We start from the raw sequence: 20,021 nt of genomic DNA, 5'->3' as shown, positions 1-20,021 counted from the left end.
TGATTACATGATAGATTTTTCCACTTCTTCAATAAAACATCCCACATCGTTATCTACACTATCAGCCAGATATACAGCGTGAGTCATTAGCCTTGTTATCGTATGGGAGAATAATTTTTCTGGTTTTGGGTCGAGAGAAGAAAGAATCTCAACAGCATTAGCAATTGCTGACAAAGCCTCGCAGCCAGACAGATAAATCCTGGCGCTTTCGATGTCGCTTTTGGTAATTTGATTAGCCGGGCTTTTCTGGGTGGAAGTATTATTCGCGTTAGCCATGATGCAATCTCCTGTATTGCGTTGTGGTTAGGGCTGGCGTTGTGTTGGCGCACTTCGCCCGCCCGCTTTGCCCGAAAACGTCGGGCGGCGTGATTAGGGAAATATTCTCGTCATTCCTTGAGCCGCTTGAATCATCGCGTCGTAAGGCTCCTTCCCTTCGGTCAAGCCCTTCGCCAACTCCAAGAGATATGTCCGTGTTATCTCGAGATGTAGGCTGGCTTGCACGCATTGCCTTACATTCTCTGGCATGTTCAGGAAGTTATCTGACAACTCGCCGAGCACCTGGGCAGCATCCGCTATTTTCTCAACCTGCATATTTTCCTTTCTGGTCACCACTAGATTCGTCAGGTGGCGGTGTTGCCTTTCTTAGCCTTCTTCATCGGAATAACGTTGTAGTCGGGTTTTCCCTCTTCCAAAGCCTTCAATAGATTCGCCCATTCGTTCAGGGCTGCTTTGCGTTCGTCAAAGTAATCGTGACGGTTGTAGATACCCTCCACGCCTTTGATCTTGTGGTTTAAGCAGCGCTCTGCCACGAAAGGATCGACGCCCAGCGCCGCTAGGTGCGTCCGGGCCGTACGGCGAAAATCGTGAATCGTGAAGTTCGGAACGTCTTTGAGTCGGGGCCGAATGTGTTTTGCCATCGCGGCATTCAGCGTGTTCAGGTCGATATGTGGAATCATCCGGTGCTGAGCCTTACGGGCAGGGAAAACACAGATTCTGCCGTTCGCCAGGCGGTGCAATTCCTTGAGCGTTTCCAGTGCTAGCGGCGGCAAGGGAATATCGATCGCTGAGCTGGTCTTGGTACGCTCTGCCGGCAGGTGCCAGACTGCGTTATCAAGGTCAAACTCGGACCATGGAGCCGCAATCAATTCTTCCTTACGGACAGCCAACAAGAGAAGAAGGCGGACGGCATAAAGGTTTTCAACCGAGAACGTCCCGAGCATTTCCCGCATGACCTGGAATAGCTGAATAATTTCCTCGCGGGTTAGCCAACGATCCCGGCTTTCTTCTTTCCCGCCCGCGTCCGATGGATCAAAAGCAGATGCCGGGTTGTAGATCACCACATGGCGCTTGACTGCGAAGTCAAAAATTCGCTTTGTCCAGCGAAGCACGTCATTGGCTATTGTGGGAGCCCCGCGCTTAACGATGGTTTGCAGCATGTCGTCGACGTCTCGTGGTTTGACGTCTTCGGCTTTCATCTTGCCGATACATGGCTTGATGTCGTTCTCAATCCGACGGCGCACGATGTCGGAATGCTTCCATGTCGGCAGAATGATGCGCTCAAAGAATTCGTCGCAGAGTTGCGCCACCGTCACGGCGTTTTTCTCGGCCTCTATCTTGGCAATTGCCGCTTTCTTGCGTTCCTGCTTCTCACCAGCAACGTCATGACCAAGGGCAACACGCGCCGATAACTCCTTTGCCGTCTTGCGGGCATCGGCCAACGACAACACGGAATAGCTACCGAGAATTACGATTCGCTGCTTTCCTGCAAAGCGATAACGAAATTTCCACACCGGAACAGCATAATTTTCACGAAAACACAGGCAAAGGCCATCGCCATCACCTCTTTGCTCAAATCGTTCGTTTGCTTTGATCCACGCCCTGATCTGAATATCAGTTAGCTTGCCCATAAGTCTCCTCCTTCAAACTCTATGGACACGGTCATTCGCTTTGCCCCTCTAAGTGACGCCTCTCGCAGCAAGGCAGAAAACGTTATTGCCAATTGCTTGTCGCTGTCCTTCCTGCGTTTGTTACCTATAGAGGCCACCACGCTTTCCCCTTCTTCGATCAACTTCCGATAACTGCGCGCTAGTTCGCGTGCCTTATCTAACGAGAGATCCGGATAACTACCGAGGGAAAGCTTGTGTTGCTCACCGTCCTGCGTAAATCGGAACAACCAACACGGAAATTTGAAACTCTGCCGAAACGAGAGATATAACCCGCCTCCATCGCCTCGCATCTCGAAACGCTCATCTGCTTCTATCCAAGAAGCAATCAACTTATCCGTCAGTTTTCTCATGGCACAACCTCAGTAAGCACCTCCTATTTACAGATCAAATAACAAAGGGGTTCTCATAGAGGTGCACACAAATTCTGCGCTTTTATGAGACGACATGCAATGCATAGATACAAAAAAGCCGCATGGTTAGCGGCTTTTATCGTTTTGCAGACCCGGTGTGAGACGCCGAGAAACGTTACTCCAAATTCTGAATCTGTTCGCGCATTTGCTCGATCAGCAGCTTGAGGTCCATCGCCGTCTGCGACACTTCGGCCACCACTGACTTCGACCCCAGCGTATTGGCTTCGCGATTGAGTTCCTGCATCAGGAAATCGAGACGCTTGCCACAGGCGCCACCAGACTTGATGACGCGCTCGACCTCGTCCAGATGCGTCGACAGCCGCGCCAGCTCTTCAGCCACGTCGATACGCACGGCAAAGACAGCGACCTCCTGGCGAATCCGTTCGTCATCGGCACTGCCGAGCGCATCGACGAGGCGCTGCTTGAGCTTTTCCTGGAAAGCCGCCTGGGCCGCCGGAATCCGCGGCGTCACTTCGCGCACCAGATCGCGGATCCGGGCAACGCGCTCGAGGATGACGTCGCCAAGCTTCTGGCCTTCGCGCGCGCGGCTCGCGGCAAAATCGTCGAGCACCTGCTTGGCCAATGCCAAGGCTTGCGGCACCAAGCTGTCAGTATCGAGCGCATCGTCGCCGAACATGCCCGGCCAGCGCAGCACTTCAGCCACCGACAGCGCACGGGCGCCCGGCAACTCCGTCAGCACCTGCGCTTCCAGCCCTTTCAGGCATTGCAGCAGATCGGCATTGACGGTCAGCGCCTGTTGCGTCGACGCCTTGGCGGCAAAACCGACGCGGCATTCGATCTTGCCGCGCGACAGTTTGGCGCTGAACATCTCGCGCAAGGGCAATTCGGCCGCGCGCAACTCCTCGCAAATGCGGAACTGAAAATCGAGATAGCGCGAGTTGACGCTCTTGAGTTCAAGGTGCAGCGTGCCGCACTCGACATCGAGCGTGCGCACCGCATAACCGGTCATGCTGTAGATCATGGAGGTCCTGGACAAAAGGAAGAGAGAAAGGCCGTTGGCCGTCGGCTTTACAGCCCGAGGGCAAACCCCGACAATGCCAAAGTGTCATGATAGCTTCGATTCCGACCGTCCAACAAGCCGAGCCGACTGACTCTCAGCAGTCCGGCACCGTGTCGGCAATCGCTGCCGACGTCCTGGCGACTGTTCGGACCGCTGTACTGCGATCTCGCGGATAGCAATGCCAGAACAAAGCCCAAACGACTTCCCGACCCAAACATCCCGTTTAATTGCCCTCGATACAGGAACACTATGCGTCCCAGCCAACGTCAACAGAACGAACTTCGCCCGATCCGCATCACCCGGAATTTCACCTGCCATGCCGAAGGCTCGGTGCTCATCGAGATGGGCAACACCCGCGTGCTCTGCACCGCCAGCGTCGAAGAGTCGCTTCCTCCCTTCCTGCGCGGTAAAGGCCAGGGTTGGGTGACTGCCGAATACGGCATGCTGCCCCGCTCGACCCATACCCGCAGCGCCCGCGAAGCGGCCAAGGGCAAGCAAACCGGCCGCACCCAGGAAATTCAGCGCCTGATCGGCCGCTCGCTGCGCGCCGTCACCGATCTCGTCGCCCTCGGCGAACGCCAGATCACGCTTGACTGCGACGTGATTCAGGCCGATGGCGGTACCCGCTGCGCCTCGATCACCGGCGCCTGGATCGCCCTCCATGACGCCTGCGAAGGACTGGTCAAGGACGGCAAGATCGCCACCAATCCGTTGCGCGATCACGTTGCCGCCATCTCGGTCGGCATCTTCGAGGGCGCTCAGGTGCTCGACCTCGATTATCCCGAAGATTCGGACTGCGACACCGACATGAACGTCGTCATGACCGGCAGCGGCGGCCTCGTCGAAATCCAGGGTACAGCCGAAGGCGAACCCTTCTCGCGGGCGCAGATGGACGCACTCGTCGATCTCGCCGAAGCCGGCATCCGCGAACTCATCCGGCGCCAAAAGGAGGCCATCGGCTCATGAAGCTCGTCGTCGCCTCCAACAACCCCGGCAAACTGCGCGAATTCGGCCAGTTGCTCGCGCCGCTCGGCTGGGAAACCATCGCGCAGAAGGAACTCGGCGTTCCCGAATGCGAGGAGCCGCATCACACCTTCGTCGAGAATGCGCTGGAGAAAGCCCGCCACGCCTCGCGCGTCACCGGACTGCCGGCATTGGCGGACGATTCCGGTCTCTGCGTTCACGCCCTGGGCGGCGCGCCCGGCGTCTACTCGGCGCGCTATGCCGGCGAACCGAAATCGGATGAGCGCAACAACCAGAAGCTCGTCGCGGAGCTCACGCCGCATGCCGACAAGCGCGGGCATTATGTCTGCGTGCTGGTCTTCGTGCGACATGCCGACGATCCGCAACCGATCATCGCCGAGGGCGAATGGCACGGAGAAATCGTCAGCGCGCCGCGCGGCGCCGGCGGCTTTGGCTACGATCCCTACTTTCTGCTGCCCGAGTTCGGCAAGACTGCCGCCGAACTCGACGCCGCCGAGAAGAATCGCTGTTCGCACCGCGGTCTCGCCCTGCAAGCATTGATCCAGCGTCTCCAGGCTCGCCGCGCATGACAGTACCCGAGGCGTTCGCGCCGATCCCGTTGTCGCTTTATGTGCATGTTCCCTGGTGCGTACAGAAGTGCCCGTACTGCGACTTCAACTCGCATGCCTTGCGTGACACGCTGCCCGAAGCCGAGTATGTCGCCGCGCTGATTGCCGACCTCGAGTCGGCGCTGCCGCTGGTCTGGGGACGACGCATCAGCAGCGTCTTCTTCGGCGGCGGCACGCCCAGCCTGCTCTCGGGCGAAAGCATCGCCACGCTGCTGGCCGCCTTTCGCGCGCGTCTGCCGCTGATCCACGGCGCCGAGATCACGCTGGAAGCCAATCCCGGCACCGTCGAATCCGAAAAATTCGCCGCTTTCCGCGACGCCGGCGTCAATCGCCTCTCGCTCGGCATCCAGAGTTTCAACCCGCCCCACCTGCACGCGCTAGGACGCATCCACGATGACCGCGACGCCTGCCGCGCCATCGAGATCGCCGCCGAACACTTCGATAATTTCAACCTCGACCTGATGTACGGTCTGCCGCGTCAAACCCTGACGGAAGCGCTGGACGACCTTGAGCGGGCACTCGGTTTCGCACCGCCGCATCTCTCTTGCTACCAACTCACGCTCGAACCCAACACCGCCTTCGCCGCTGCACCGCCGCCTGTCCCCGAAGCCGACCTGTGCGCCGACATGCAGGAAGCCATCGAGGCCCGGCTCGCCGATGCCGGCTACCAGCACTACGAGACATCCGCCTTCGCCCGCCCGGGCCGTCAATGCCGCCACAATCTCAATTACTGGACCTTTGGCGATTACCTCGGCATCGGCGCCGGCGCCCACGGAAAGCTGACCATCCCCGGCGAGGACAGCCGTTCGGTCCTGCGCCAGATGCGCTGGAAACTGCCCAAACAGTACCTGGCGCAAACGGCGGCCGGCACCCCGGTGCAGGATGAATTCACCGTCGACGTCGAAGACCTGCCCTTCGAATTCATGATGAATGCCTTGCGCCTGAATCAGGGTTTCGCCCCGGCGCTTTTCGGCGAGCGCACCGGCCTTGCGCTCGAAGGCATCGAAGCGCCGCTACAACGGGCCGAAGCAGCCGGCCTGCTCGAACGTAATGCCGAGCGCATCGCACCGACGGCGCGCGGTCAGCGCTTCCTCAACCAGCTCCTGCAAGGTTTCATCGCCGAAGCAGAGTGAGGAGCGCGGCGCCGTAGCCTTATTGCTTCATCTGCTCGACGGTATCAAACAGTTGCTTGCGCAAGTCGTCCGCCGGCCGCCCCTGTGCCTCGGCCAGACGAATCTGGCGCATCAATTCGGCGACCTGGCCAGCCGTCGGTCGCGCCGGTTGACTGGGCGTGATGCTGATCGTTCCTGTCGGCGCGACTGGCGCCGCCGGCTTGCCATTGACGACCACCTGGGCGCGTTCGCTGCCCAAAGCCCCCCGCTTGGCGGTAATCACCAGCGAACGCGGCTGATAGGGCAGAGGCATCGGCCGGCGCGAAGGGCCGACGACGATCGACGAACGACGGAACGCACCGACCGCCTCCATCAACTTCTTGCGCAATTCCTCTGACGACTGACCGGCCACTTCGGCTTCACGGATCTGCCGCAACAATTGCTCGATTTCGCTCGGCGCCGCCGCCGAGCGCACCGGCTCGCCAAAACTTTCCTTCGGCGCCTTGACGGCAATGGCGAACTCCTCGGACGAAGAAATCATCTTGCCCAGCCGGTAGTGGTCATAACGCATCGCCAAGGTCAGGGCCGAATCGCCCCAGTCGTTCTTGCTTCTGGGGTCGGCGCCCGATTCCATCAACACTTTCGCCAGGTCCTCGCGCCCTTCGCGCGCCGCCATCATCAAGGGCGTCGAGCCGTTCGGCGACTTGGCGTTCACTTCGGCACCGAGACCGATCAGGTACTTGGCCAATTCGTTATGGCCATTGAACACGGCGTAATGCAGCGCGCCCCAGTAATTCCCTTCGCGGTTGAGCGCCGCACCATGATCGAGCAGCCATTTGACCGCCTCGACGTGATTGTTCCAGGCCGCCAGTTGCAGGGGTTGCTCACCATTCCGGTTGGCCCGCCGTGGATTGGCGCCGCGCTCGACGAACAGGGCCATCATCGGGATATTGCCGTTCCAGGCGGCGATCATCAGGCCGGTACCGATCTCGGCACCGACGAATTCCGGATCCAGCCCCTCATCGAACCAATTCCGGACCCGGTTGAGATCGCCTCGCTCGACCGTAAAGGAAAAAGTGAAAGGATCGGGCGCGGCAGCCCAGGCAAACGAGCCGGCCAAGGCCAGAAAAACCACCGCACATCTGCCAAATTTCGCCCATCGATACATCCGAACCGTCCTTGCCACTCCGCAAAAGCACGATATTACGCCAGGTTTTGTAGGAAAATACGGGCGCCATGCCGTCCCGTCTTCTCATTGCCTTCGCGCTCTCTTTCATCCTGCACGGCGTGCTACTCCTGCCCGATGTCTTCAAGCGCCTCGCCGCCCCGTCCCGCCCCGCTGCCTTGCAGGCCACCCTGCGGATGCCGCCGGTGACGCCGCCGCCCGCCGACACGTTACTGAAAAACACCCTCGACGAGAGTAGCGAAAAAGCCCGTTCCGAGCCGACGCCACCGCCCCCCAAAGCGTCGCCGCCCGTCAAGACGTCGCCGCCGCAAAAAATGCCGGCCAAGCAGAACGTGCAAGCCGCCCAGCGCAAATTGTCCCAGCATCTTTTTTATCCGCCCGAAGCGGTCGCCCGCGGCATTCAGGGCGAGGTTCGGCTGATCCTCAGGCTATCGCCCAGCGGGACGATCGAAGATGTCGCCGTTGCCGCCAGCAGCGGCCATGCCATCCTCGACAATGCCGCCATCCGCGCCGCCTACGCCATGGGGCAACTCGCCGGCGGTAACGGACGCGAACTGATCCTGCCAGTGATATTCCGCCTGCAGTAATCGGTACGACTAGCGGCGCCGGAAAATCACATCCCAAACGCCGTGACCGAGGCGCAAGCCACGCTGCTCGAACTTGGTCAACGGACGGTAGTCGGGACGCGGCGCGAACCCCGATGCCGTATTCTGCAGCGAGGGCTCGTCGGCCAGCACCGCGAGCATCTGCTCGGCATAATTTTCCCAGTCGGTGGCGCAATGCAGATAGCCGCCCGGCTTGAGCCGCCGTGCCAGTGTCGCAACCAGCGGCGACTGGATCAGGCGGCGTTTGTGATGCCGCGCTTTCGGCCAGGGATCCGGAAAGAAAATATGCACGCCGTCGAGGCAGCCCTCGGGAATCATGTCACGCAGGACTTCAACGGCATCGTGCTGGACGATCCGCAGATTGGCGAGACTCTTCTCGGCGATGAGCTTGCACAGGCTGCCAACGCCCGGCGTATGCACTTCGACGCCGATGTAATCCTGATGCGGATTGGCTTCGGCAATCGTTGCCGACGTCTCGCCCATGCCAAAGCCGATTTCGAGAATGCGCGGCGCCGAACGACCGAACACCGCATCGAAGTCGAGCGGCGCGTTCGCATACGGAATACCGATCCTGGCCATCATTTCGGTGTAATAGCGCTGCTGCGCATTGGACACCCGGCCCTGGCGCAGGACGAAGCTGCGGATATGCCCGGCACGCCCGGCCGTGTACACGTTTTCGCTGTCGGAGATATCGATATCGTTCACGCTTTTACCCCTCTCCGGCCGACCGCCGGAATTCGTCCATCTGTTTCTGCTCGTTCCGTGGCTCACCCGCGGACGCGGGCCGCGATTCTACCATGCCCGTCCACGGCCTACCGGCGGCGGCGTCATACCGCAATTCATCGACAAAGAACATGTCAATAGTGCTGGCCGCCGCCACCATCACTCATATACCATATGGATTGTCGTCAAGCTGACAAAGCAACCTCCATCCCCACCGACCCGACGCCCCATGCGCAAACTCGCAGAAATGCTGAACACGCGGCTATTGGCCGCGCAAGTGAACGAGTTGGCGCAACGCGAGCGCATCACTGCCACCCTTTCAATCGCCGCCATCGCGATGATTGGCTGGGTTCATTGGGACGCCGTCGCCAGACTGCCGATTGTCGCCTGGAGTATTTACATGAGCGCCGTGCAGATCATGCGCATCGCTGCCATCGGCATACTCTCGCGCCGATCCCCGGCGACGCACAACGTCTTGCTGCGGCGTAACAGCCAGATTGTCATCAACGTGCTCAACGGACTCGGCTGGGGCGCGATCTGGTTCGTGCTCGATACCGGCCGCATCGATTTCCTGTTCATGTTCAAGTTCGGGGCGATCGCCGGCACCACCGGCATCGCCCTGAATTCGCTCAGCGTCATCCTGCCGGTCTATCTCGGCTTTCTGCTCTCGCAAATGGGCTTGATGACGCTCTACCTGCTCGGCAGCACTCCATTCCTGACCCCGCACCAACAAGCGGCCTTCGTTACCGGCACCGTCGTCTATACGATCGTTCTCTGCGCCATCGCCCGCAGCACCGCGCGACTGACAAAACAGGCCATGATGCACGAAATGGAACGGGAAGCCGCCCTGATCGAGGCCAAGGAAAGCCATCTGCGTGAACTCGACCTGCGCAAGAGCCTGCAGGCACAGTCACGCCAGATCGAGGAAGCGAACCAGAAACTCAACGCGGCGAACGAAAGCCTGCAAGTGCTGGCACGTCAGGACGCACTGACCGGCGTCGCCAACCGGAGGCACCTCGTCGAGGAACTCGAACGTAATTTCCAGACTTTCCACCGTTATGCCAACCAATTCTCGCTGATCCTGCTCGACATCGACCATTTCAAACGGATCAACGACGTTTACGGCCACCACACCGGCGATCTGGTACTCAAGGCGACCACCGCCAGAATTCTCGCCGGACTCCGCGAAATCGACCGCATGGGCCGCTGGGGTGGCGAGGAATTTCTCTGCATCCTGCCCAACACTGGCCTGGAAGAAGCGCTCGCCTGTGCCGAGCGCCTCCGCCGCGATCTTGCTTCCGCAGCGCTTGTCGACAGCTTACCGGCGCTTTCGGTAACCGCCTCGTTCGGCGTCGCCACCTGCAGCCAGGACGACAGCATCGACACCCTGATGGGCCGTGCCGACAAAGCCCTGTACGAGGCAAAAGAAAAGGGCCGAAACCGGATCGTCGGTATTTCGGCCCTCGATTGAAGCGTGCCGGGTCTTACTTCTTGGCGACGGCGCTCTTGAACGCTGCGCCGGCCGAGAACTTCGGCACCGTTGCCTCGGGGATGACCAGCTTCTCGCCGGTCTTCGGGTTCTTGCCTTCACGCGCGGCGCGCTTGGTCGCCTTGAACGCGCCAAATCCCACCAAGGTGACGCTGTCGCCAGCCGCTACGGCCTTCGTGATGTTGTCCACGACGGAATCGAGCGCGCGCGCCGCTGCTGCTTTCGACAGATCGGCATCCTGGGCGATCAGTTCAATCAGTTCGGATTTGTTCATTGCATCTCCTTGGCTTCAAAAAAGGGCGCGAGGATACTGGAGAACGGACGGTTTTCCAAGCCCCGCACGGGTTGTCGGTTCTCTCGACGCTAGATTTCGGTAAAAAGCGTCTCGGCAGGCAGACGTGATTTCGGCAAGTCGGCATTGAAATCGTCCTGGCTGCGATAACCCAGCGCAGCCATTACCACGCTGGTCAGACCCTGCGAACGCAGGTCGAGTTCCTCGTTAACGATGCGCTGGTCAAATCCTTCGATCGGGGTCGCGTCGATTCCCAAGGCCGATGCACCGAACAGCAAGGTCCCCAGGGCAATGTAGACCTGCTTCTCCATCCAGTGCTGCGTGTCCTTGAAATCATAACGGTGCAACCCGGCGTAAAAACTGCGCCCACGCCGCTGCGTTTCCTTGCCCTCCGGCTTGGGGAAGCGGCCGTCGCGATCTTCCTGATCCAGCACCGCCGTCAGATGATCGTCGTCCATCGACGTGCGCGCGCAGAATACGATGACATGCGAGGCATTGAGGATCTTGGGCTCGTTCGCCGCATACGTGCTCGCTTTGGCGGCCCTGGCGAGTCGCTGCTTGGCGGCATCGGTCGAGACGATAAAAAAGTGCCAGGGCTGCGAATTGACCGACGAAGGCGCGTAGCGCAGCAGGGTCTTCAGCTGTTCGACGTCGGCTGGCGACACTTTCCGGCTCGGATCGTAGGCTTTGCAAGTGCGGCGCGAAAGCGCCACCTGGGTGATATCCATGACAGTACTCCAATTGAATTGCATCGACGCGGCCGATTTTACCGTAGCCGGCCACCACCACTGCCCTTAGCGGGCCAGCGCCCGGACGGCCTGATGGCGAAAACAAGTGATCAGGTGATCGTTGACCATGCCCGTCGCCTGCATGAAGGCATAACAGATGGTCGTCCCGACGAACTTGAAGCCGGCGCGCACCAGCGCCTTGCTCATCGCATCCGAACGGGGCGTCGCCGCCGGCACCTCGCCCGGCGCGTGCCAGTCATTCTGGATTGGCGCATCGTCGACAAAGCGCCAGAGGAAATCCCGCAAGCGCGTGCCACCCGCCGTCAGTTCGAGATACGCCCGCGCATTGCCGATCGTCGCCGCCACTTTGGCTCGATTGCGGATGATGCCGGGATCGGCCAGCAAGGACGCGATCTTCGCTTCGTCATAAGCAGCGATCCGGGACGGCTCAAAACCGTCGAACACCTCGCGGTAATGCACCCGCTTCTTGAGTACGGTGGCCCAGGACAAGCCCGCCTGCGCGCCTTCAAGCACAAGCAATTCGAACAGCTCCCGATCGTCATGAACGGGAACGCCCCATTCCTCGTCGTGATAGCGACGATACAGATCAAACCCTTCACACCACGGACACCGTTCCATCGCCCTCTCCTTCAAATGACCGAAGTGTAGCGCGCTGTCGAGGACGATCGGCAGCGCAAGGAAGACCATCACACGACAACATCGGCATTTTGGCCGGCGCGATTCCATACTACACTCCTGGCTTCGGCAAACCCGACATCCGTCAGATTCGGCGGACACGCCATCGCAAACATGCTCGACATTCTCCTGCCCTCCCGCCGGCATCACACACCCTATCGAAAAGGACTGGCCCTGAGTCGCGTTGCCGCGTCGATGCTGATCGCCTGGCCGTTCGCCGTCCTCGGCGAGAACAGCCAACTCCGCTGCGACGTTTCCTACAGCGGCAAAGCGGAAACGCTGGTATTTTCACCCGCCGCCGATCCCTATCGCGTCAAGGCCATCAACATCAACGACCGCTTCCGATTCAAGGCCGTCGTCATCGGCGATGCTTCCGGCATCGATGACATCAGTCTCTATGTGCATGACCTCGACACCGGACACCCCGTGCTTCTGCACGAAGCGAACTACGCCAAGCCGATACCGCAACGCAACGCGCAACCCGATGCGCTGACCGGTACGCAAACCATCTACTCGCCGCGTCGCGGTCGCGAACTGAGCTATCGATGCGCACTGCTGGAACTCGAACCGTGATCCGATCCGTCCTTCTCGCTCTGGCTGCCTTCGCCCTGCCGGCAACGGTGGCGGCCGAAACCGTGGCAAACGCCGCTCCGGTCAGCATTGTCTTCGTCGGCGACATCATGCTGGCCGACACGCCCGGAAAAGTCATACGGCATGGCGGCGACCCATTCGGCCCGGTCGCATCGCTGCTCGCCGCCGCGGACATCAGGATTGGCAATCTTGAATGCACGGTCGCCAGCAGTGGCCAGCGGGAAGCCGGCAAGGTCGTGACATTGCGCGCACATCCCCGCGTGCTCAAGGTGCTTGGCCACCACTTCGACGGCGTCAGCGTCGCCAACAACCACTCCGGCGATTTCGGCCCGACCGCGTTCGCCGAGATGATCGGCCATCTGGAACGCTCCGGCATCGGCTTTTTCGGCGGCGGACGCACTCTTGCTGACGCTCATCGCCCGCTGATCGTAGAGCGACAGGGCATACGCATCGCTTTTCTCGGCTACAACGAATTCATGCCGCGCCGCTTCGAAGCCGACGAAGACAAGGCCGGTATCGCCTGGAGCGAAGACGCGCAGGTCCGCTTCGATATCGCCGCTGCCCGGCAGCGCCATCACGCGGATGTCGTCATACCGGTCATGCATTGGGGATGGGAAAACGAGTCGGTCGCCAATGACCGGCAGCGCGCGCTGGCGCGCCTGATGATCGATGCCGGCGCCGATGCCGTGGTGGGTGGCCACCCGCATGTTGTCCAGGACACGGAAATCTATCGCGGCAAACCCGTTTTCTACAGTCTCGGCAACTTCGTCTTCGACGGATTCGACCCGCCCGAAAACAATACCGGCTGGATTCTACGACTCGAGGTCGACCGCCACGGACCGCATGCATGGCGGATCGACCCGGTCCGGATCGATGCCAAAGGAATCCCGCACCCGAGCACCGACCCCGCGACATGCTGGCGTGCCGGAATGACCGACGCAGCGCCTTGCGGCGACCGCGTCCCAGCGCGCTGATGATGTGAAATTACGTCGCGGACGGCAGATAATCGTCGCGAACCGGAGAAAACACCTCAATCGCCACCGAATCTTCGAGAATATCGGCCCGATGCTCGACGTTTCCGGGGATGCACCAACTGTCGCCCGGACCGGCGACAAAGGCCTCACCGCCGATGATCAGGCGAATCTTGCCGGAAACCAGGTAGCCCGTTTGTTCGTGAACATGCGAATGTGCGGGCAACTGGGCACCGGCAGTTAACCTGAATTCGGAGAGCAAGGTCTTTTCGCCGAATACCAAGGTCTTGAGGAGAATCCCCGGCAACGCCGACTTGTACGATTCTCCGCTCGCCGCATTAAACATCGCGAACCTCCGGCTCTATGCGTTTTGCAAAATCTTGAGCGACACTTTTTCCAGCATGCCCTTGACCTGCTCGCCATAGGCAAGCATGTGCGGCGCCACCGAATGTGCCTGGAGCGCTTCCAGACTGTCCCATTTTTCGATGACGGTGACGATGCACGCGTTCTTGTCCTGGGTCGGAATGTCGGTCACCAGGTCGATCGCCGGCACATACTCGATGCAGCCATCCTCCTTCAGAACGTTCGGCACGTTGGCCTTGAAGATCTCGATGAACTCGGCCAGACAGCCTTCCTTGATGTATAACGATGCCAATACATGGACCATGAATACACTCCTCCTCAATGAACAAAAGGCGATGCTCTGCTTATTTTCGAAGCAGGCACGCCCAGCAATCGTCCATTCTAGCCGGAATTTTTCAGTCGAAATGCATTTCTCCGTGTCCAATAAATACCTTGCCTCACCAAGCTCAAGCGTCGTAGGCTACTGCCATTAAGCATTCTGCAGTCCTCGACCATGTTCGTCGGAAAGGAGCAATGATGTTGATTCGTCACAGCAAACTCTCCAAGGGCGCCTTTGCAATGGCGCTAATATTCGGTTTTAGTCAGCTGGCATGGGCCGCGGCTTTGGTCGAACAAGCCGTTGGCGAACTACGTGTCGCCAAGGACGGTACCGAATCGCGTGTCGCCCAGGGGGCTCGCATCGACAGCGGCGCAACGCTGACGACGCTTTCAAACAGTCATGCCATATTGCGCTTCGATGACGGCCAGGTGATCGTTCTCAACGCGGACACCGTGTTCAAGGTTGTCGACTACCGCTACGACCAGACGAAACCGGCAGAAGATCGCTCGATACTGGATCTGGCGAAAGGTGCATTCCGTTATGTCTCGGGCGCGCTCGCCCAACGTAGTCGCGAAGCCACCGAGATTCGCAGCAGCACTGCAACCATCGGCATTCGCGGCACCGATTTCATGGCCGCATCCGGCAGTTTGGGCATTTCCGTCGGCAGCGGACAGGTTGCCGTATCGAATACCGCAGGCAGCGCCGTCTTCGGCGCAGGGCAGACCAGTTACATCGCCGCAGCCAACGTTCTGCCCGTCGCCGGGCCGCTACCGGGCGCAATAGTCACTTCCTTCAGTCAACTCGCCCAAATTCCGGTCGTTGGCGCGCCTTTGCCTGCCAACCCCAATCCCGGCCCAGGTTACGGCGGTGGCAATGCTGCCACAGGAACGACCACGGGGTCGGCGACGACAGGCTCCGCCACGACAAGCACTGCAGCCACGGGAACGGCGAGCACCGGCACCGCTGCGGCAACCGGAACCGCTGCCGGCGCCAGCGCCTCGGGCGTCGCCGTCGGCACGATGGCGACCGCAGCGACCGCAGCCGGCGTTGCCGCCGCAGCCGCAGCCGCACTCGCCGCCGCAGCGTCCGGTGGCGAATCGCAGAACTCCGTGGCGACCACTTCGACCTCGACCAGCACGGCCACAAGCACCCAGTAGCGATCTCTCACCCGCAGCGCCAGCAGCCTGCGAGGACCGACACATAACAAAAAAGCCAACCGATATCGGTTGGCTTTTTTTACACTCAAACTGGAGCGGGCGATGGGAATCGAACCCACGGCACAAGCTTGGGAAGCTTGGGTATTACCATTATACGACGCCCGCGAAGCCGCTATTCTAAGTGCTCCGCGCCTAGGATTCAATCGGCTTGACGCGGCTCGCCGCCAGTTTCGCGCGCTGGCGCGCTTCGTCGGTCGTCGCCGCAGTAGCCACGGCAACGCCCATGCGGCGCTTCTTGAAACTTTCGGGCTTGCCGAACAGGCGCAGATCGGTCTCCGGCACGGCCAGCGCTTCGGCGACCCCAGCGAAGGCGATCGCCGTCGCGTCCACGCCGCCGTAGATCACCGCCGAAGCGCCCGGCGCGCGCAGCGAAACATCCACCGGCAAGCCGAGAATCGCGCGAGCATGCAATTCGAATTCGGAGAAACGCTGCGAGGCAAGCGTCACCAAGCCGGTGTCATGCGGCCGCGGGCTGACCTCGGAGAACCAGACCTGATCGCCGCGCACGAACAACTCGACCCCGAACAGACCGCGCCCGCCCAGGTTGGTCGTGACCGCCGCCGCGATTTCCCGCGCCTTCTCCAGCGCCGCCGGACTCATCGCCTGCGGTTGCCAGGATTCCACGTAATCGCCGCTGATCTGTAGATGACCGACCGGCTCGCAGAAATGGGTCTCGACCGCGCCGCTGGCACCGACGGCACGGACCGTCAGCAGGGTGATCTCGTATTCGAAATCGATAAAACCTTCGACGATGACGCGCCCGCGGCTCACCCGCCCGCCCTGCATGGCATAGTCCCACGCCTTGGCAACATCCTGCGGACCGCGCAGCAGCGACTGCCCCTTGCCCGAGGAGGACATCGTCGGCTTGACGAGACAAGGATAGCCGATACCGGCGTCGATCGCCGCCTGCAACTCATCCAGCGAACTGGCAAAGGCGTACGGCGAAGTCGGCATGCCCAGTTCCTCCGCCACCAGGCGGCGGATGCCTTCGCGATCCATGGTCAGGCGCGTCGCGCGCGCCGTCGGAATAACTTCGGCCAGGCCTTCGCGCTCGATCTCGAGCAGCAGATCGGTCGCGATCGCCTCGATTTCCGGCACCACGAGATGCGGCCGCTCCTGCTCGATGACCGCCCGCAAAGCGGCCGCATCGGTCATCGAAACGACATGCGACCGATGTGCGACCTGCATGCCAGGGGCATTGTCATAACGATCGACGGCAATGGTTTCGATACCCAGGCGTTGCAGCGCAATGATGACTTCCTTGCCGAGTTCGCCGGCACCCAACAGCATGACCCGGGTTGCCGAACGGGACAGTGGTGTCCCCAGCGCGGTGACAGGTTGAAGACGCGAGCCGATAGGAGTCGTAGCCATGGCAAGGTTCCAGATGACGGTGAACGAAGAAGGCGGATTTTACCAGCCCGGGACCAAGGCTGTCCGGTCACGCCGCCGTCTGGCGGAATATGCTCAGCGCAAATCGGCGACGAGTGCCTTCAAGCCATGTCCGCGCGCCGCAATCCGGACGCGCTCGCGGTATTGCCGCAACTTGTCGCGAGCCAATACCGCCGGGGGCTTTTCCGCAGCCACGCCGGCGCCAGGATGATAGACCGGCATCATTGGCCCGCCATGGGAGCGACGCCAATCGCCGATATGGATCAATCCTTGCGCGATGAGCGCCGCCAGATAGCCGCTGTTCTTGACGGTATTGATCGACAGACCTGAATACTGCGCGATCTCGCGGTAGGTCAGGGGGCCGAAATGGCCCAAGGTCTCGACGATGCGCACCATGCCAGGAGCATCACGATTGCTATCGTCGACACGCGGCCGCTTGACGTCTTCCTGATTGCCAAGACTGTACAGCGGCGTGGAAAAACGGCCATTGACCTGGCGCCAGCCGCTGATGAACAAGCATCCGCGGGCCTTGAGGGCCTTGATGTATCCTCCGCACGCCAGCGTCGTCATGCCGACAAAAGCCTCCGCCGAAATGTCGGACACCGACATATTCGGTTTCTTCTCGAGCACGCGCAAAATGCGCTGCATGGCCTGGCTGGTAACGGGATCGGGCGTTTTCATGCCGCTACGCTATCAGAGCTGATTGCGGCTGACAACCATCAGGCCTCGACCCGGCGCCGAAAACCGCCCAAAAGGACAAGAAACGGCGCGGAATCGGCCGACCCCGGTATAATCCGCCTCCGTGGAACACGATCATCTCTATCGAACAACGACATCCCGTCTTGCCCGCGTTTTGCAACGCTGGCGCGATCGCGCGCGCCACCTGCCGGCGCTCGAAGATATCCGCGGCATGGCCGTTCCGGCGGACGCCGTGACGATTCTGCCCGATCCGGTCGCCTTCCGCGAAACGCTTCTGGCGCAAATCGCCAAAGCGCGGAAGCGCATCCTGATCGCGGCCTTGTATCTGCAGGACGACGACGCTGGCCGGGAAATTCTGGCGGCGCTTTACGCCGCCCGCGCCGCACATCCCGAGATAGAAATCGCTGTCTTTGTCGACTGGCACCGTGCGCAACGCGGCCTGATCGGCAAGCAGAAATCCGACGGCAACGCCGCCCTGTACCGCGCCGAAGCCGAACGGTTCGGCCCGGGCGTCACCGTGTACGGCGTTCCGGTCCAGCGACGCGAACTGCTCGGCGTGCTCCACCTGAAAGGCTTCGTTTTCGACGAGACCGTGCTCTACAGCGGCGCCAGCCTCAACGACGTCTACCTGCAACGACACGGGCGTTACCGGCTCGACCGTTATCATCTGATCCAGCATCGCGAACTCGCCGACTGCATGGCGCGTTTGCTGACCGAGACGATTACCCCGCATCCGGCCGTGCACCCGCTGGAGCGGGCCGACACGCCGCCAACCGGGCGTTTGAAGCCGGCGATTGCCGACCTGCGGCGAACGCTGGCCGCGGCACGCTACCGATTCACCGCATCGGCGCCAAGCGACGCAGATGTGTGCATCACCCCCCTGGTGGGCTTGGGTCTTCGGCACAACGAGCTGAATCGCGTGCTCCTGCAACTGGTTCTGCAGGCGCGGAGCCAACTGACGCTCTTTACCCCGTACTTCAACCTCCCGGGCTCGCTGCAGCGCGCACTGCGCCGGGCAATCCGCGCGGGTTGCCGCATCACGATCGTGCTCGGCGACAAGACCGCCAACGATTTCTACATTCCCCCGAGCGAGCCGTTCAAGACGATCGGCGCGCTGCCCTATCTCTACGAAGCCAACCTGCGCCGTTTCTGCAAGCGTCATCAGCGCGCCATCGCGGCCGGTGTGCTCAACGTGCATATCTGGAAGGACGGCGACAACACCTTCCATCTGAAAGGCATGATCGCCGATGAAGAGCGCATCCTGCTGACCGGAAACAATCTCAATCCGCGCGCCTGGCGACTCGATCTGGAAAACGGCCTGCTGATCCACGACCCGCACCGCCTCCTGACGACGCAGCATCGGGCAGAACTCGACCGCATCCTCGTCAACACGGTCCGCCTCGCCCACTACGACGCACTCGAGACGGTCGACCACTACCCACCGCCGGTACAGCGCCTGATCCGGCGCCTGGCCCGCATCCGCGCCGACCGGCTGATCAACCAGATGTTATAGCGCCGTCATCGGCAGATAGACGCTGACGCGCAAACCGCCTTCCGGACGGTTCTCTGCCTTGATCTGGCCACCATAGTTTTCGACGATCTGGCGTGCGATCACGAGACCCAAGCCGTGACCGTTCACGCCGCTCGTCTGCGAGCCACGATAGAAAGGCTGAAAGATCTGCTCGGTTTCGCTGCTGAGGACGCCGGGACCGCGATCTTCCACTTGAACACACGCGGTTTCGCCCTGGACGCTCAAACACAGGCGGACCCACTTTCCGGCCGAAGCATGCGTCATCGCGTTGCGCAACAAGTTGTCGAAAACTCGGTGCAGCAACTCAGGATCGCCCATGACGCGTACCGCTGCCATGTCTTCACCCTCGAACTCGAGGTTGAAGCCCAACTGTGCCGCCTGCGGCTCGGCATCGGAAACGACATTGCCGAGCACCTCGGCAACAATGACCGGTTCGTCGATGCGTTCGACCATGCCCGCTTCGAGACGCGACAGTGTCAGCAGTTCGCTGATCAGTCGATCCATCCGCTCCGACTCGCGTTCCAGTCGCTGCAAGCAGTCTTCGAGCCGATCCGGCTGCTGGCGCGCAATGCCGATCACCGCCGTAAGTCGTGCCAGCGGTGCACGCAATTCATGCGACACGTCGTAAAGGAGGCGACGCTGGCCTTCCATGAGATGCGCCAGACGCGTCGCCATATGGTCGAACTCCTGGCACAACTCGGTCAGCTCGTCCTCGCGCCGCCCCATTGAAGCCGCGAGCCCGGGAGACAATTTTCCGCCACCGGCGGCGCGTAGCGCATCTTTCAGCCGCCGGATCGGGCGTGCCACATAGCTCGCCAGAAGAGCGGCGAACACCAGGCTGACGACCGCGCCAGCAAGAAGATGCTCAATCGGTAGTTTCGCCGGCCGCGGCAGGAACCCTGGCGGGTGTGGCTCACCTGGGCCACCGGGCGGCCCCGCAAAGGGCCCGCCCACCGGCCCGCCTTCGGGTGCCGGTCCTTGAAAACGGGATTCGTGTGGCGGTGGATGATCGAAGACATGGACGGGTTTGGTCGCCCAGATCGCGAGGCCGACACCGACCACGGCAAGCAACTGCGCCAGGAAAAAGAAACAAAGAAACTTCCAATAGAGACGACCGAGCCTGAAACGGGGCATATCCACC

The 20,021-nt window shown here is 60.9% G+C and carries 24 protein-coding genes and 1 tRNA gene; 9 read left to right on the top strand and 16 right to left on the bottom strand.

Going from position 1 to position 20,021, the window contains the following annotated elements; translation table 11 throughout:
* Positions 1-3: 3 nt before the first annotated feature.
* The 5 genes from BLR25_RS20860 to BLR25_RS02720 form a co-directional block, all read right to left on the bottom strand.
* Positions 4-276 (bottom strand): hypothetical protein, encoded by a 273-nt coding sequence (locus BLR25_RS20860; protein WP_143009743.1) that lies wholly within the window; start codon positions 274-276, stop codon positions 4-6.
* A 93-nt stretch (positions 277-369) separates the two neighbouring features.
* A complete protein-coding gene (locus BLR25_RS02735) occupies positions 370-609 on the bottom strand; it encodes a hypothetical protein (RefSeq protein WP_143009742.1) in 240 nt (79 codons plus the stop codon).
* A gap of 11 nt (positions 610-620) precedes the next feature.
* Complete coding sequence (locus BLR25_RS02730; protein WP_091932921.1) at positions 621-1,907, bottom strand: tyrosine-type recombinase/integrase; 1,287 nt, start codon at positions 1,905-1,907, stop codon at positions 621-623.
* Complete coding sequence (locus BLR25_RS02725; RefSeq protein ID WP_091932918.1) at positions 1,895-2,296, bottom strand: Arm DNA-binding domain-containing protein; 402 nt, start codon at positions 2,294-2,296, stop codon at positions 1,895-1,897. The genes BLR25_RS02730 and BLR25_RS02725 overlap by 13 nt, the downstream gene beginning before the upstream one ends.
* A gap of 175 nt (positions 2,297-2,471) precedes the next feature.
* Positions 2,472-3,338: a YicC/YloC family endoribonuclease gene (locus BLR25_RS02720; protein WP_091932915.1), complete on the bottom strand. Its 867-nt coding sequence runs from the start codon at positions 3,336-3,338 to the stop codon at positions 2,472-2,474.
* 288 nt (positions 3,339-3,626) lie between these two features.
* On the opposite strand from BLR25_RS02720, the gene rph reads away from it, so the two are divergent.
* Genes rph through hemW form a run of 3 tightly spaced genes read left to right on the top strand, consistent with a single transcriptional unit; the run spans position 3,627 to position 6,102 of the window.
* A complete protein-coding gene (gene rph / locus BLR25_RS02715; RefSeq protein WP_091932911.1) occupies positions 3,627-4,343 on the top strand; it encodes a ribonuclease PH in 717 nt (238 codons plus the stop codon).
* Positions 4,340-4,930: an RdgB/HAM1 family non-canonical purine NTP pyrophosphatase gene (rdgB, locus tag BLR25_RS02710; RefSeq protein ID WP_091932908.1), complete on the top strand. Its 591-nt coding sequence runs from the start codon at positions 4,340-4,342 to the stop codon at positions 4,928-4,930. The genes rph and rdgB overlap by 4 nt, the downstream gene beginning before the upstream one ends.
* Positions 4,927-6,102 carry a radical SAM family heme chaperone HemW gene (gene hemW / locus BLR25_RS02705; protein WP_091932904.1) on the top strand — a complete coding sequence of 392 codons (1,176 nt, stop codon included), beginning with the start codon at positions 4,927-4,929 and terminating at the stop codon, positions 6,100-6,102. The genes rdgB and hemW overlap by 4 nt, the downstream gene beginning before the upstream one ends.
* 19 nt (positions 6,103-6,121) lie before the next feature.
* Here the strand turns inward: hemW and BLR25_RS02700 are convergent, their stop codons facing one another.
* A complete protein-coding gene (locus BLR25_RS02700; protein WP_176785719.1) occupies positions 6,122-7,216 on the bottom strand; it encodes an ankyrin repeat domain-containing protein in 1,095 nt (364 codons plus the stop codon).
* A 101-nt stretch (positions 7,217-7,317) separates the two neighbouring features.
* Between BLR25_RS02700 and BLR25_RS02695 the strand changes: the two genes are divergently transcribed.
* Positions 7,318-7,854 (top strand): energy transducer TonB, encoded by a 537-nt coding sequence (locus BLR25_RS02695; RefSeq protein WP_091932898.1) that lies wholly within the window; start codon positions 7,318-7,320, stop codon positions 7,852-7,854.
* Between the two features lie 9 nt (positions 7,855-7,863).
* Here BLR25_RS02695 and trmB read toward each other — a convergent pair whose 3' ends face one another.
* Entirely contained in the window at positions 7,864-8,577 is a 714-nt protein-coding gene (gene trmB / locus BLR25_RS02690) for a tRNA (guanosine(46)-N7)-methyltransferase TrmB (RefSeq protein WP_091932895.1), read from the bottom strand.
* A gap of 247 nt (positions 8,578-8,824) precedes the next feature.
* Here trmB and BLR25_RS02685 point away from each other — a divergent pair, with 247 nt between their 5' ends.
* Positions 8,825-10,066 carry a GGDEF domain-containing protein gene (locus BLR25_RS02685; RefSeq protein WP_091932892.1) on the top strand — a complete coding sequence of 414 codons (1,242 nt, stop codon included), beginning with the start codon at positions 8,825-8,827 and terminating at the stop codon, positions 10,064-10,066.
* A gap of 13 nt (positions 10,067-10,079) precedes the next feature.
* On the opposite strand, the gene BLR25_RS02680 is transcribed toward BLR25_RS02685, so the two are convergent.
* The 3 genes from BLR25_RS02680 to BLR25_RS02670 form a co-directional block, all read right to left on the bottom strand.
* Positions 10,080-10,358 (bottom strand): HU family DNA-binding protein, encoded by a 279-nt coding sequence (locus BLR25_RS02680; protein WP_091932889.1) that lies wholly within the window; start codon positions 10,356-10,358, stop codon positions 10,080-10,082.
* Between the two features lie 89 nt (positions 10,359-10,447).
* Positions 10,448-11,104, bottom strand: coding sequence for an oxygen-insensitive NAD(P)H nitroreductase (nfsB, locus tag BLR25_RS02675; RefSeq protein WP_091932887.1), 657 nt, complete (start codon positions 11,102-11,104; stop codon positions 10,448-10,450).
* A gap of 66 nt (positions 11,105-11,170) precedes the next feature.
* Complete coding sequence (locus tag BLR25_RS02670) at positions 11,171-11,743, bottom strand: DNA-3-methyladenine glycosylase I (RefSeq protein WP_091933662.1); 573 nt, start codon at positions 11,741-11,743, stop codon at positions 11,171-11,173.
* Between the two features lie 171 nt (positions 11,744-11,914).
* Here BLR25_RS02670 and BLR25_RS02665 point away from each other — a divergent pair, with 171 nt between their 5' ends.
* Together BLR25_RS02665 and BLR25_RS02660 are read left to right on the top strand one after the other, a co-directional pair.
* Positions 11,915-12,373 (top strand): zinc-binding metallopeptidase family protein, encoded by a 459-nt coding sequence (locus BLR25_RS02665; protein WP_091932884.1) that lies wholly within the window; start codon positions 11,915-11,917, stop codon positions 12,371-12,373.
* Complete coding sequence (locus BLR25_RS02660) at positions 12,370-13,365, top strand: CapA family protein (protein ID WP_218122598.1); 996 nt, start codon at positions 12,370-12,372, stop codon at positions 13,363-13,365. Before BLR25_RS02665 ends, BLR25_RS02660 begins: the two co-directional genes overlap by 4 nt.
* Before the next feature lie 10 nt (positions 13,366-13,375).
* On the opposite strand, the gene BLR25_RS02655 is transcribed toward BLR25_RS02660, so the two are convergent.
* Together BLR25_RS02655 and BLR25_RS02650 are read right to left on the bottom strand one after the other, a co-directional pair.
* A complete protein-coding gene (locus BLR25_RS02655; RefSeq protein ID WP_091932878.1) occupies positions 13,376-13,708 on the bottom strand; it encodes a cupin domain-containing protein in 333 nt (110 codons plus the stop codon).
* A gap of 15 nt (positions 13,709-13,723) precedes the next feature.
* Complete coding sequence (locus tag BLR25_RS02650; RefSeq protein ID WP_091932874.1) at positions 13,724-14,029, bottom strand: putative quinol monooxygenase; 306 nt, start codon at positions 14,027-14,029, stop codon at positions 13,724-13,726.
* Between the two features lie 209 nt (positions 14,030-14,238).
* Between BLR25_RS02650 and BLR25_RS02645 the strand changes: the two genes are divergently transcribed.
* Complete coding sequence (locus BLR25_RS02645) at positions 14,239-15,201, top strand: FecR family protein (protein WP_091932870.1); 963 nt, start codon at positions 14,239-14,241, stop codon at positions 15,199-15,201.
* A 91-nt stretch (positions 15,202-15,292) separates the two neighbouring features.
* Here the strand turns inward: BLR25_RS02645 and BLR25_RS02640 are convergent.
* The 3 genes from BLR25_RS02640 to BLR25_RS02630 form a co-directional block, all read right to left on the bottom strand.
* Positions 15,293-15,366, bottom strand: a tRNA-Gly gene (locus BLR25_RS02640).
* 27 nt (positions 15,367-15,393) lie between these two features.
* Positions 15,394-16,632: a formate-dependent phosphoribosylglycinamide formyltransferase gene (purT, locus tag BLR25_RS02635; protein ID WP_091932867.1), complete on the bottom strand. Its 1,239-nt coding sequence runs from the start codon at positions 16,630-16,632 to the stop codon at positions 15,394-15,396.
* A gap of 93 nt (positions 16,633-16,725) precedes the next feature.
* Positions 16,726-17,331 carry a hypothetical protein gene (locus tag BLR25_RS02630; RefSeq protein WP_091932864.1) on the bottom strand — a complete coding sequence of 202 codons (606 nt, stop codon included), beginning with the start codon at positions 17,329-17,331 and terminating at the stop codon, positions 16,726-16,728.
* Positions 17,332-17,452: 121 nt separating this feature from the next.
* Here BLR25_RS02630 and pssA point away from each other — a divergent pair, with 121 nt between their 5' ends.
* Positions 17,453-18,862, top strand: coding sequence for a CDP-diacylglycerol--serine O-phosphatidyltransferase (gene pssA, locus BLR25_RS02625; RefSeq protein ID WP_218122597.1), 1,410 nt, complete (start codon positions 17,453-17,455; stop codon positions 18,860-18,862).
* Here pssA and BLR25_RS02620 read toward each other — a convergent pair.
* Complete coding sequence (locus tag BLR25_RS02620; protein WP_091932861.1) at positions 18,857-20,014, bottom strand: sensor histidine kinase; 1,158 nt, start codon at positions 20,012-20,014, stop codon at positions 18,857-18,859. The two genes, pssA and BLR25_RS02620, sit on opposite strands and share 6 nt — an antisense overlap.
* Positions 20,015-20,021: the final 7 nt, after the last annotated feature.

The sequence above is a fragment of the Propionivibrio dicarboxylicus genome, assembly GCF_900099695.1.
Classification (GTDB): Bacteria; Pseudomonadota; Gammaproteobacteria; order Burkholderiales; family Rhodocyclaceae; genus Propionivibrio; species Propionivibrio dicarboxylicus.
This window is presented reverse-complemented; position numbering and strand designations above follow the sequence as displayed.